This window comes from Lentibacillus juripiscarius, assembly GCF_042685205.1.
In the GTDB taxonomy this organism is placed as follows: Bacteria; Bacillota; Bacilli; order Bacillales; family Amphibacillaceae; genus Lentibacillus; species Lentibacillus juripiscarius.
Genome location: NZ_JBHUNA010000020.1, coordinates 40,561 through 53,520 on the forward strand (window position 1 = coordinate 40,561; position 12,960 = coordinate 53,520).

A 12,960-nucleotide genomic window follows, 5' to 3' on the forward strand; every position below is an offset into this window, starting at 1 on the left:
GGATTAATATGGCAGATCAAGTGAAAGTTATTATCTTGTGCAGCTGGGGTGCGACGTCCAGCCAGCTTGCTAAAAAGGTACAAGAAGCAGCAGGGGAGCGGGGAATGGATGTAGAGGCATATGCCGGCGGAACCGGTGAATTTAAAGAGAAAGCAAGCCAGTATGATGTTGCATTGCTTGAGCCGCAAGTGCGTCACCTTAAAAAAGAAGTGAAAAAAGTGGCGGAACAGCATGATATTCCGGTCGAACTCGTCGATCAGCGGGCGTTTGCACTGATGGATGGAAATAAAGTGCTTGATCAAGCATTAAAATTACTGGAAAAATAAAGGGGGAGACCACCATGAACGTAGTAGAGTGGATGGAAGATAAACTAATGGAACCGTTGGGCAAAATCGCCCAGAATAAATACTTGCAGTCCATTCGTGATGCATTTGTTATTTTTGCGCTACCCGTTATTATAACGGGTGCGATTTTCCTGATTATTGCCAATCCGCCGACATCACTCGACTGGGGAATTATTAATGCGTGGGAGGATGCGATTGCACCGATACAGGGACAAATTCTATTCCCGTATAATCTGACTTTCGGGATTATGGCGGTGACTGTTGCATTTGGTGTCGGCTATAGTCTTGCATCACGGCATGACATGGATGCGGCAATGGCAGGTATTCTATCTATGCTGGCGTTTTTCATGACAGCATTCCCGGTCACAGATATTAGCCAAGTGCCGTTTGGCGATATTTTGAATTATCTAGGCGGACAAGGTTTATTTGTAGCAATTATTTTAGGTATATTGACGACCGAAGCAATGCGTTTTCTAATTAATAAAGGTGTAGCCTTTGAAATGCCGGCAGGAGTACCCCCATATGTCATGCGAACGTTCCGTGCACTGGTGCCATTCTTGCTTATTCTGCCTGCGGTATGGGCTCTGGAATGGATTGTTTGGGCTAACTTGGAAAAAACGATACCACAGGCAGTTCTTGATTTGTTCAGTCCGCTTGTGTCGGCATCGAACTCTTACTGGGCCGCACTTGGCATGATTCTATTGATGCTTGTGCTCTGGTCCATCGGTATTCACGGCATGAACGTGGTATCATCTGTTGCTTACCCATTCTGGATGACCCAGATGGCGAATAATGCGGATGCCATCAGTGCAGGCAATCCATCTGAAGCAACTGGTATTGTAACTGAGCCGTTCTTCCACATGTTTACACACATTGGTGGTTCCGGTGCAACACTTGGTCTTGCTATATTCATGCTGTTTGCTGCTTCCGTTCAATTGAAACAGGTCGGTAAAACAGCGATTATTCCATCACTATTTAATATTAATGAACCGTTGATTTTCGGGGTACCAATTGTATTGAACCCTATCTTAATTATCCCATTCGTATTGGGTCCTGTTGTCATTGTGACGATTAACTACATTCTGTTTGCGACAGGCGTTATACCTCCGGTTGTTGTGCAGCCGCCGTTTACGGTACCAATATTCTTTGGCGGTTTCATTGCAACAGGCGGTTCGGTGGTTGCCGGACTGGTACAAATTATGAACGCTGTTATCGCCGCGCTCATTTATTGGCCATTCTTCAAACAGTACGATAAACAGCTTGTACAGGAAGAAAAGGCGACAGAAGAAGCCTAAGATACATGTTTAAAAAGAAGGACTTTGCAATCACTAAGACAGCCAAGAGGTAAGAGGAGTGTTAATGTAATGAACTACGAGGAAATCATGACACAATTGATTTTGCACGGGGGCAATGCCCGCGGTGCTGCCTATGAAGCTTTAAACGAAGCGGAAGAATACAACTTTGATGAAGCTGAAAAATTGCTAGAAGAAGCGAATGACGAGTTTTTGAAAGGTCACAAATACCAGACCGAGTTGATCCAGAACCCGGATGATGAAGGTGTTCCGAGCTTTTTTATGATTCATGCACAGGATCATGTCATGACCGCGCAGGCTGAACTGCAATTGATCAAGCGCATGATCGAACAGCTAAAGAACACAGAAAAGCTGGAAAAACGGGTTGAAAAATTGGAACAGCAATAACTCATGTGAATGCTGCTTGACTGCCGAATATGCGGTGTCAAGCAGCATTTATACATATGGAAAGACTATAACAAACAATCCGCTGAGGGGAGAGGTTAGGACATGAAATTTGGCACAGTTGGTACGGGTTGGATCACTGATGCATTTATTGAAGCAGCCATGGAGACGGATACGCTTGTACATACGGCAGTTTACTCGCGAACGGATGACAAAGCCCGTGCATTTTCCGAAAAGCATGGCGTGAATCATGTATTTACCGATCTGGAAGAAATGGCGGCAAGCGATGAACTGGATGCTGTCTATATCGCATCACCGAATTCACATCACTTTCATCACGTGCTAACGTTTTTAAAGGGACAAAAGCATGTTTTTTGTGAAAAGCCTATTTTTTCCAATTTACAAGAATGGGAGGAAGCGTACCGCATTGCTGAGGAAAATGGTGTCTTCTTGTTTGAAGCGATGCGGAACTTGTATGCGCCGAACTTCACACGTATTCAGGAAGGTGTGGAGCAGATTGGTGCAGTCCAGAGCATGATTTTGCCATTTGTGCAATATTCGGGACGTTATGACAAATACCTGGCCGGTGAGGATCCGAATGTATTTACAACAGCATTTTCCGGCGGTGCACTTATGGATCTCGGTGTTTACCCGCTGTCCATTGCGGTCGGCTTATTCGGCAAACCGTCAAATGCTGCCTATTTTCCGGTTCTGCTCGACAGTGGTGTCGATGGCAGCGGAACACTGGTCCTCGAATATCCCGGCTTTACAGCAACTATTCTTTGTTCCAAGATTGCCCAGTCGATCAACACATGCGAAATTCACGGGGAAAATGGGACACTGGTGTTTGAGAATGCGGGTGATATGTACCATCCGAAAGTGCTGCGGAACAAGGGAGATGAAGTGGTAGAATTGTCTGCAGACGATCATCCGAATAACATGGTTTATGAGGCTGAATCATTTGTCCGTATAATCGAGACCAATGATACTGACGCATACGAACGACTGAAAACGATCAGTTATGACGTTTTAGCAGTAGCGGAAAACGTTCGGAGAGAAAACGGTATTATTTTTGACAGTGAAAAATGATGGAGGGTTTTACAGGGCCGGGATAGCCGGTCCTTTTTGATGGGGGAAGAGTGGTTAACGGAGGGGTGGAAGTGAGCTCAATTGCGGGATTATCAACCTGTTTATATCAACCGGTCGGGAGTGAATATCAACTGGTTTGTTGCGGATGTCAACCGCCCGGGGGTACTTATCAACTGGTCTACGGCAGCTAACAACTCTTCTGTGGCAACTATCAACCCATTTACCGGTGAACATCAGTCCACATGAAATTGCCTTTATAACTCGGTTTACTTTTGAATCTCATTAATTATTAAATTAAGATTGTGATATCGATAAGTATTGTTTCTTTCAACATAAAGGGGACTTTAATATTGAAAATAACGAACAAATTGGGGCAAGAAATCATAAAGAGGCTCGCGGAAAATATCGATGTTGATATTAATATAATGAATCTAGATGGAAAAATTGTTGCCAGCACGGATAAATCGAGAATAAATGAGCTTCATTCTGGGGCAATCGAAGTAATTAAAACCAATAATTCTTTAATTCTGAATAATGAGGATGTACATTATTATCCGGGGACTAGGCCTGGTGTTAATCTACCAATAGTGAATCAACAGAAAATGTCAGGTGTAGTTGGAGTGAGCGGAAGTCCGCAAGATATTATGCGCATAACAGGATTAATTCGTACATCGGTCGAAATTGTTATCGATCAAATCTATACCCAGCAGCAGAAATATTTTAAGGAGAGGCAATGGAATAATTGGCTTCATCAATTACTCCATCCCAGTGGATATAATAAAGAGAAACTTCTGGAAGAAGCTACTTATTCGCTAAGAATCAGCACAGAAACCTATTGGCGGGTTATTGTATTGCAAGGTGCAGGTGTACATCATCTTCTGGAAGAGATCCGGCAAGAAATAACGTTATCCAAAATAAATTCGTTATTTACTCTTCCATTTAAGGAGGATGAAGTTATAATTGCAGTTTCAATCGATTTTGAAGCCATACAGCGCTTATTAAATTGGCTTTATCATAAAAAAGTTAGAATTGGTGTCGGGGACCAGATGTACGGATTAGATGGTATACGTCAGTCATATCAGCTAGCAAAGCAAGCTTTATGGTTTAATGAAGGGAAGAGAAAAATAACTTACAGTCAGGAATGGAACTTAGAAAGGCTGGCTGGATCAATACCTGATGATGTGTTTAATAATATTTGTTTGAAATATAAACACCTTCTTGAATCATTAGGGGAAGTATATATTAATACGATTGACACTTATTTTTTAAAGAACTTCTCCGCAAAAGAAACTGCAGAGACTTTACATATTCACCGCAACACGCTTCTATACAGATTAGAACAGATAACTCTTAAAGTAGGATTGGATCCACGACTTTTTGACGATGCTTTTCTGCTACGAACAATAAGAAGTAGAAAGGAAATATAACTGTGCAAATGCACAAATTATTGGATTGAATATTTTTAAAATTTATTAATATCGCTAATTGTTAGCGCTTTCTCAATGTTGTTTAATAAATATATACACTAAGAACAAAGGAGTACTATATGAACATCGTAGTTGCACCTGATTCGTTTAAAGGGAGTCTCACATCTATTTATGCATCGAAAATAATGGAAAGAGCTATTAAGACAATTGATGAAGACTGCCATGTTAGTTTGAAACCAATGGCTGATGGTGGGGAAGGTACGTTGGAATCATTATTTTCTGCGAGCAGTGGTATTCGTGTTCCTATAACGTGCACAGGACCATTAGGGGAACAAATCGATACATCTTACGCGATAGTTGATTCAAATTTGGCCATCATTGAATGTGCCAGCATTGCAGGCTTGGTTCAGGTTCCAATGGATAAAAGGAATCCAGATGTTACCACAACTTTTGGGTTAGGTGAAGTAATACGCGATGCCCTGGATAGAGGTTGTAGATCGTTTGTCCTAGGTCTTGGGGGCAGTGCCACGAACGATGGTGGATTGGGTATGCTACAGACTTTAGGAATGGAAGCATATGATGGAAATGGCAATACGGTTACCCCTTTTGGTAAAGGTGTGAAGGACCTCATGGATGTCAGTTTTTCAGGGATTGATACAAGATTGGCCGATGCTGATATAAAAGTTGCTTGTGATGTCGATAACCCGCTTTGCGGTGAAAGGGGAGCAACAAGGGTCTTTGGGCCGCAAAAAGGAGCGAAAGCTGATCAAGTAGAGCAATATGACCTTGCATTAGATGTATATGGCAGTGCAATTGAGTCTTCCCTAGAGAAAAAATTAAAGGACATACCTGGCGCTGGGGCGGCAGGCGGTCTTGGCTTCGCTTTATTAGCCCTTGGAGGGAACCTTGTTTCAGGGGCACATCTATTAGGGGATTTAATCAATGTTGAAGATGCAATTGAAAATGCTGACTTAGTTCTCACAGGTGAAGGCCAAAGTGATGAACAGACGCTTTACGGAAAAGCACCGGGTTATATTGCATCTATTGCAAAGAAATATCAGGTTCCTGTGATTTTAATGTCGGGTGGTCTTGAAGGTGATTTAGATATATTAAGAGCAAGATTTACAGGCTGTTTTTCAATTGTGAATAAGCCAATGTCGCTGGAAGTCTGTATTGAAAAGGCTGACGAACTGCTTTTTGAGCAAACGAAGCAGGTAATTCAATTATTGAAAAACTTTTAGAAAAAAGGGGTGGAGAGATTGGAAGGTTTTGGACTCGTTTTACTTATTGTTGTTGGGGTATTGTTTGTCATTTTTGCTACAGCTAAACTAAAATTGCATCCATTTTTATCTTTAATTATCGCCGCATTTGGTATAGGCATTGTATCCGGACTACCGTTAACAGAGGTTGTTAATTCGGTAAATGATGGTTTTGGCGGATTGATGGGAAGTATTGGTCTTGTTATTGTTTTTGGCACTATTATAGGCGTTATTTTGGAAAAATCCGGAGCTGCACTCAGGATGGCGGAAGTTGTGTTGCGATTAGTAGGGGAGAAACGCCCGCAATTGGCAATGAGTATTATTGGCTCAATTGTCAGTATCCCAGTATTCTGTGATTCCGGTTATGTTGTTTTGTCCTCATTAAAGAAAGCACTTGCGAAGAGGGCTAAAGTTACAGTCGCATCGATGGCCATAGCCTTATCAACTGGACTATTCGCAACACATACATTAGTACCACCAACCCCGGGGCCGATTGCTGCAGCTGGAAATATTGGTGCTGAAGCTTACTTGGGAACAATTATATTGATTGGTGTTATCGTAGCGGTTCCGGCAATTATCGCTGGTTATATTTGGTCAGTGCGAGTAGGAACAAAAATTAAAGTAGAAGGGGAAGACGATGATGCTTCCGCTTATGATTATGATACAATCCTAAAAGAGTTTGGCGAGATGCCTTCAACGGTCAAATCATTTGCACCAATTGTTGTACCTATTTTGTTGATTGGTTTTAGTACTATTATTACATTTGTCGGCTGGTCAGGAACGTTTTTCGATATATTTTTATTTTTGGGATCACCAGTTGTTGCTTTATTAGTTGGGGTGTTGTTTGCATTTTTGTTACTGCCTAACTATAACGAAGAGACACTTACGGAATGGATTGGTATTGGGATTAAGGAATCTGCCCCAATATTGTTGATAACCGGTGCAGGTGGTGCATTTGGAACAGTAATTAGTGCAACGCCTGTGGCTGATTTTATACAAGGGGTTGGTGAAAATGCGTTTTTTACGGGTACATTATTTATTTTTATTCCATTCTTAATTGCCGCCGCATTGAAATCAGCCCAAGGGTCATCAACAGCAGCACTTGTAATTACTTCAACATTAGTGGCACCATTACTTCCAGAGGCAGGAATTACTGGGGCATTGCCGCTTTCCTTAGTGGTTATGTCAGTAGGTGCTGGTGCAATGGTTGTTTCACATATAAATGACAGCTATTTCTGGGTTGTTAAGTAATTTAGTGGGATGTCCGTAACACAGGCATATAAAGCACAAACTGTAGGAACGTTATTGCAAGGGGTTGTAGCGATTACTGTTACGTTTATTCTATGGATTCTGTTCGTTTAGGAATAAGAACGTTCCAAGGGGTTTACTCTTGGAGCATTCTTTTATTGATGTTACTATATGCTAAATCATCCCAAGCTGCTCAAGGCCACGGGCAATACCTTCTTCGTTCACTGTCGCGGTCTGGTGTTTAGCATATTTGAAAAGGTCGTCGTGGGCATTTCCCATAGCGAAGCCTTCCCCGACAGTTTGCAGCATTTCTTTATCGTTCATCCCATCCCCGAAAGCAATGGTATGTTCAGGTGCTATGCCGAGCAGATCGAGGATTTTTTCAATGGAATATCCTTTGTTGACATTTGTCCGCAGTATGTCGTAGCAGTTTTCTGCACCGTTGACATGGACGGGGGAAACCTGGAAATTGGTCTCGGTCTCATATAAACGAGCCTGGTCTGGTGTTACATTCATTGCCGTTGCGCCTAAAACTTTGTCCAATACAGCAGGTGAAAAGGCAGCGTTTGCTTTCAAATCGAATAAGTCGATAAAGTTCTGGACGAGTGGCCGTTCAAGGTTTGTGGAATAATTTTTTTCCCTTGTATACATCAGGAGCTCGTGATCATTATCTTCTGCAATGGTGATGAACCGTTCCATACTGTTTTTCGGAATTGGTTCATTTACGATGGTCTCGTTGTGGTGACTGGCGAATGCGCCGTTGTACGCAATAAATGAATGGATATCCAATTCTTCAGCCAGGTCGCTGATTTCATGAAGTGGTCTGCCGGTTGCGAGAAAAACATCGACGCCATTTTCTTTCACCTTCGTGATGGCCTGTTTCGTCGTTTCCGTATATGTATGATCCGATTTTAAAATGGTTCCGTCAATATCCAGGAATAGAAGTTTGTATGTCATGTGCATCTCCTTGTCTGTGTAGTCTCTGTTGTGCATTTTAGCACAGGCCTGGTAGTTTTGCGAAAAAATAACCAGGCAACTCCTGGAATTCCGCAGATATGCATTTTTTTACAGGGGTAAAAGGGTGCAGACGTGAAAAGATACAAATGTAACAGGTTAATTAATCTGTTCTAAATCCCACAAGGAGTGATCAGTTGTGGCAAATGATAAAAATGATTTGCTGGTGCCTGGCGCGGAGGATGCAATGGAAAACATGAAACAGGAAATTGCAGATGAATTTGGCGTTCAGCCCGGAGCGGATACAACTGCACGTGAAAACGGCTCTGTGGGCGGCGAGATGGTAAAGCGAATGCTTAAAATCGCCGAATCAAGCATGTGTCCGACAAAAAATAACCTCAGGCATGCCCAAAAGACAGACCCAGCACACGCTGGGTCTGTCTTTTTTAAAATGGAACGCGGGCACAGATCCATTGTCCCGCCTTTAGTGCCTATGATTTGTGTCCATTAGGAAAAAAAACTATAATTTAAGAGGTTGTTTAAAAAGTCCGGTAAAAATGACACATCGAATTTCTTTGTTGGCTTGTTTCTCCGCTGCTCATGTATCTAAATACATACATTCCGCTGCTCAAAACTACGCCGCCTCGAAATTCTCGGTCCTTTTTATCCTCCTTTTTATACACGCACTTTAACAGGATTTTTCTATCCTTTGTAGAAATATTATCGTGAGAATTTAAATATGCTACTAATAGGAATAATCAAATAATTTTTCGAGAGGAGATTACACATGGAGTTTGGGATACTTTCGCTTCTTCCACCGGTGATTGCGATTGTACTTGCGCTCATTACCCGGAATGTCATACCTGCTTTGTTTGCAGGAGTCTGGCTTGGGGCAACGATGCTTTACGGCTGGAATCCGTTCCTGGGACTGTACAAAAGTTTCAGTGACTTCATCATTCCGAGTGTGGGGGATCCGTGGAGTGCAACCGTTCTGATTTACTGCGGGCTTTTCGGGGTACTGATTGCGTTTTTGCAGAAAACTGGCGGTGCACATGCCATTGCTAATGCTATTTCGCAAAAAGTGAAGACGCCAAGGGGTGCCCAAGGTTCGACGATGGTGTTCGGACTTATTATTTTCTTTGAGGATTATTTTAACGCACTGACCGTTGGAAGTGTTATGCGCTCGGTAACGGATAAAATGCGCGTCTCGCGTGAAAAACTTGCTTATGTTGTGGACTCCACCTCGGCACCAATGTGTCTACTTGGGCCGGTCTCGACTTGGGTGGTGTTCGTGATGGGGCTGATTGGGGCACAGTATGCGGAACTGGGCATATCTGAATCAGAATACATGACTTATATCTTTTCAATACCATTTAACTTCTACTCGATTCTGGCAATTATATTGGTAGGAATTATTGTATTTTTGAAATGGGATTTCGGACCGATGGCACAGGCGGAGTATCGTGCACGAACATCTGGAAAAGTCTATCGCGATGATGCGGCACCACCGTCCGATGACCAGATGAGTGATGTGGAGATGCCAGAAGGATATACACCAAAAATCCGGAATATGATTGTACCGATTGTCGTCCTTGTCGCCATGATTCCACCACTATTCCTGTGGACTGGCGGCTATCCGGATAAAGGTTTGGTAACCGCCTTTGGGGAAGCGGATGGAGCGACATCCATTTTAATCGCTGCATTCACCGCCGCAATTGTAGCTATGGTGATGGGGATGCAGCAAAAACTCTATACATTCAAGGAATCAATGGACATTATCGTCAGCGGATTCCGTAGCATGATGCTCGTTTACATCATATTGACACTGGCCTGGTCCATCGGCAGTGTGACAACAGAACTTGGAACAGCTGAATACATCGTGCATTTTGTGGAGCAGACCACCTCTCCTATCGTCATTCCAGTGCTGCTGTTTGCTATTGGTGCTGTTGTAGCATTTACGACAGGAACATCCTATGGAACGTTTGCAATTATGATTCCAATCGCCATGCCACTGGCCGCATCCATGGATATTTCCATGTACCTGGCGATTGCTGCCGTATTCAGCGGTGGTATATTCGGGGATCACTGTTCACCGATTTCAGATACAACCATCTTGTCTTCTGCCGGATCGGGAAGTGACCATATTGATCACGTCAACACCCAAATCCCGTATGCTATAACAGCGGGTGTCAGTGGAATTGTTTCCTTCCTGACTGTCGGAATAACAGGCTCCCCGCTTGTGGCACTTATTGTCGGTGCTGTCGTGCTGTTTGTCCTGGCATTTATTCTTAATAAAACATGGGGAAAACAGATACCGGATGAATATGGCACCGTACAATCGTAAGCTTGATTGCGTAAAGTGGTGGATGCTGGAGCTGGCGTGAGTCCTAAATAAGACTGTGGCCAATCGTGCCGCAGTTTTATCTGAAATCATCCGACCCAACACCCGGACCCATTCAGGAAAAATACTGGTGTACGCACATGAAATGTAGCTTTTAGGGGCAATATTAAATAAACAGCGATAAAATTGACTTTGTATAAGCACGCAGATACACTAATAGTAGAATAGTAAAGAGAATGAGGTGGTATTATGTTTAATATGGCTTTAGTAGCCGGCGCAGCTTTACTGGTGGTGTTAATGGTTATCAACATCATTATTAGTAAAGTATCATCTCCTGATAAGTATGACATTTATAAGCCAGCAGGAGTACTATTTGCACTTGGAATTATTTTGCTTTCGATTTCATCAGTAGGCCGGATTGAAATTATGGGATTAGGGTTCGGCGGCTGGGGAGGCGCCAGTCTGTTTGCTGCTGCCATCGGATTTATTGTCACATCACTTGTTGACACCAGTAACCAATCCGAACAAAAATAAGCATATGAAAAAAATATCTGCCCTGTATAAGGGCAGATATTTTTTATGCTGCAGTCTTCGGCAGCCGGGTTCAATCCCCGTCTGCCTGTCCATCCGTCAGTATCGTCTTCCCGTCGCGCTGTTTAATCTTTCCTTCCTTCATTAGCTTGCCGAGCGCCCGTTTGAAAGCGGCTTTGCTCGTATTGAATGTTTGCCTGATGGCTTCAGGGCTGCTTTTATCAGTAAAAGGAATGATGCCGTCATTTTGTTGGAGCTGGGAAAGGATAGCTTCTGCATCTTCCTCCATCAATCCCCGTTTCATAGGCAAAAGAGAAACGTTAACCGATCCGTCGTCTTTCACCTCAATCACGCGGCCTTCCACCCATTCCCCAAGACGCGGCTCCTGTTTCCGTTCCGTATGATGGATGAAACCACGGTAGCCGTTCTCGGAGATAATCGCCGAACCTTCCCTGCTGGTGCGGTAGACACGCCCGCTAATCGGCTGGTTATAAATTTCTTCGGGAGCGAATTCCCAATGTGCTTCAAAGAAATGATCTGTGGCGGGAACAGCAAGCAGCCGTCCTTTTTTGTCGGCTGCCAGTTTTACAAACAGCATGTCTCCTTCGATTGGCCAGACGCTCTCCAGATAAGGAAGTTCATCGATGGAGACGAGGATTTGTTTCGGAATGCCGATATCGACAAACACGCCAAGCCCCGGGATAGCCCCGGTAACCTCGGCCCAGTCATAGGTATCTAGTCCAATGGAAGGGAGGCGGGTGGTCGCAGTCATATTTCCTTTTTTATCTAGGTAAAGAAAAACACGGACAGCCTGTCCCGGATCTAGTATGAGTTCCCCGTCATGAGTGGGGAAGAAGACGTTGTTTTGCAGCCAATAGCCTTGTTCTGCATTCTGAACGACGTTTAATGTATGTATAGTTCCTGCTTTCATCTGTATGCCCTCTTTTCCTGTAAACTTCATCTTCTCCTATTATAGGGATACCCCATTCGCTTGAAAAGTAATACATGAACGGCTGGGTCGAGTGTTGGGGATGCATATGGTAGACTGGTAAAAGATTAGAGAAGCGGGGATGGTTTCATGCATTTGTTTGTTCAGGTTGTGCTGCCGATTATGGCAGTATTTGGGGCGGGGTATGTGTTGCAGCGGATTCGCATACTGGATGTGAAATCAATCGCAGCAGCCTCCATTTATATTTTTCTTCCGGCGCTTGTGTTCACGACACTTTATGAGGCATCGTTCAACAGGGGATATACGGTCATCATCCTATTCGCGGCTGTTTTGCTGGTGGCGATGATTGGGCTAGTCAAATTGTTTGCGTGGGTGTTTAAATGGTCGGAATCCGTTGAAAGCGGATCTATCCTGACGACTGCATTCATGAACTCCGGCAATTATGGTGTACCGGTTATGCTGTTTGCGATTGGGGAGGCGGCCATGCCGTACGCGATTTTTCTAATGGTGCTGCAGTCGTTGATTATGAACGTGTTCGGTGTATACTATGCTTCCCGCAGCTCGAGCGGATTTTTACGGGCATGCACTACCATTTTCAAAATGCCCGCGACATATGCAGCTATTTTGGCGTTTGTCTTTCAGGCTTTTTCATGGGATGTTCCGGAAACCGTTTATTCGACACTGTCGATGCTAGGCGATGCGGCTGTTCCATTAATGATGGTTTTACTCGGAATGCAGCTGGCATCCATTACATCACTCCAATTCAATTGGCAGGTAATTTTGACCACGGCCGGGGTACGCATGGTGCTGTCTCCGCTGATTGCCTTTCTGTTTATTTGGCTTGTTCCAATTGAACCTGTCGTTGGCTCGGTGCTTGTTATTGCTGCTGCGATGCCAAGTGCAGCCACGACAACCATGTATGCGGTCGAGTTTGATACAGAACCGGATCTAGTTTCAAGCATCACACTGGTGACAACGCTAATCAGCATTGTCACGGTTACAGTGCTGTTAAACTTTGTGAGCTGATCACGGGGATAATTTTCAGCTTTACAGCTCCCCAGCCGCGGCCGGACAGCAGCATGCAGCAACTGTCTGATCCGCCGCCAGTGGGAGATGAAAAA

The 12,960-nt window shown here is 43.8% G+C and carries 12 protein-coding genes and 2 pseudogenes; 12 read left to right on the forward strand and 2 right to left on the reverse strand.

What is annotated here, in order from left to right; all coding sequences use genetic code 11:
* Positions 1 to 8 precede the first annotated feature (8 nt).
* The 8 genes and pseudogenes from ACFSUO_RS09150 to ACFSUO_RS09185 all read left to right on the forward strand — a co-directional run bounded on the left by ACFSUO_RS09150 (position 9) and on the right by ACFSUO_RS09185 (position 7,178).
* Entirely contained in the window at positions 9 to 326 is a 318-nt protein-coding gene (locus ACFSUO_RS09150) for a PTS sugar transporter subunit IIB (RefSeq protein ID WP_382393300.1), read from the forward strand.
* A gap of 14 nt (positions 327 to 340) precedes the next feature.
* On the forward strand, positions 341 to 1,639 hold the full coding sequence (locus ACFSUO_RS09155; protein WP_382393302.1) for a PTS sugar transporter subunit IIC: 1,299 nt from the start codon (positions 341 to 343) through the stop codon (positions 1,637 to 1,639).
* Positions 1,640 to 1,708: 69 nt separating this feature from the next.
* A complete protein-coding gene (locus ACFSUO_RS09160; protein ID WP_382393304.1) occupies positions 1,709 to 2,044 on the forward strand; it encodes a PTS lactose/cellobiose transporter subunit IIA in 336 nt (111 codons plus the stop codon).
* Between the two features lie 102 nt (positions 2,045 to 2,146).
* Positions 2,147 to 3,130: a Gfo/Idh/MocA family protein gene (locus ACFSUO_RS09165; protein WP_382393306.1), complete on the forward strand. Its 984-nt coding sequence runs from the start codon at positions 2,147 to 2,149 to the stop codon at positions 3,128 to 3,130.
* Between the two features lie 81 nt (positions 3,131 to 3,211).
* Positions 3,212 to 3,376, forward strand: a complete 165-nt coding sequence (locus tag ACFSUO_RS09170) for a hypothetical protein (RefSeq protein WP_382393308.1) — start codon at positions 3,212 to 3,214, stop codon at positions 3,374 to 3,376.
* 104 nt (positions 3,377 to 3,480) lie between these two features.
* Positions 3,481 to 4,557: a CdaR family transcriptional regulator gene (locus ACFSUO_RS09175; RefSeq protein ID WP_382393310.1), complete on the forward strand. Its 1,077-nt coding sequence runs from the start codon at positions 3,481 to 3,483 to the stop codon at positions 4,555 to 4,557.
* Between the two features lie 119 nt (positions 4,558 to 4,676).
* Positions 4,677 to 5,798, forward strand: coding sequence for a glycerate kinase (locus tag ACFSUO_RS09180; RefSeq protein WP_382393312.1), 1,122 nt, complete (start codon positions 4,677 to 4,679; stop codon positions 5,796 to 5,798).
* Between the two features lie 18 nt (positions 5,799 to 5,816).
* Positions 5,817 to 7,178, forward strand: a pseudogene (locus ACFSUO_RS09185) (GntP family permease).
* Between the two features lie 60 nt (positions 7,179 to 7,238).
* On the opposite strand, the gene ACFSUO_RS09190 reads toward ACFSUO_RS09185, so the two are convergent.
* Positions 7,239 to 8,021 carry an HAD family hydrolase gene (locus ACFSUO_RS09190; protein ID WP_382393314.1) on the reverse strand — a complete coding sequence of 261 codons (783 nt, stop codon included), beginning with the start codon at positions 8,019 to 8,021 and terminating at the stop codon, positions 7,239 to 7,241.
* A gap of 196 nt (positions 8,022 to 8,217) precedes the next feature.
* Between ACFSUO_RS09190 and ACFSUO_RS09195 the strand changes: the two are divergent.
* The 3 genes and pseudogenes from ACFSUO_RS09195 to ACFSUO_RS09205 form a co-directional block, all read left to right on the forward strand.
* Positions 8,218 to 8,397: pseudogene (locus tag ACFSUO_RS09195) on the forward strand (small, acid-soluble spore protein, alpha/beta type); the annotation flags it as partial.
* Positions 8,398 to 8,805: 408 nt separating this feature from the next.
* A complete protein-coding gene (locus ACFSUO_RS09200; RefSeq protein WP_382393316.1) occupies positions 8,806 to 10,362 on the forward strand; it encodes a Na+/H+ antiporter NhaC family protein in 1,557 nt (518 codons plus the stop codon).
* 246 nt (positions 10,363 to 10,608) lie between these two features.
* Positions 10,609 to 10,893, forward strand: coding sequence for a hypothetical protein (locus ACFSUO_RS09205; RefSeq protein WP_382393318.1), 285 nt, complete (start codon positions 10,609 to 10,611; stop codon positions 10,891 to 10,893).
* A 70-nt stretch (positions 10,894 to 10,963) separates the two neighbouring features.
* Here the strand turns inward: ACFSUO_RS09205 and ACFSUO_RS09210 are convergent, their stop codons facing one another.
* Positions 10,964 to 11,821 (reverse strand): CvfB family protein, encoded by an 858-nt coding sequence (locus tag ACFSUO_RS09210; protein WP_382393320.1) that lies wholly within the window; start codon positions 11,819 to 11,821, stop codon positions 10,964 to 10,966.
* A gap of 147 nt (positions 11,822 to 11,968) precedes the next feature.
* Between ACFSUO_RS09210 and ACFSUO_RS09215 the strand changes: the two genes are divergently transcribed.
* Positions 11,969 to 12,865, forward strand: coding sequence for an AEC family transporter (locus tag ACFSUO_RS09215; protein ID WP_382393322.1), 897 nt, complete (start codon positions 11,969 to 11,971; stop codon positions 12,863 to 12,865).
* Positions 12,866 to 12,960: the final 95 nt, after the last annotated feature.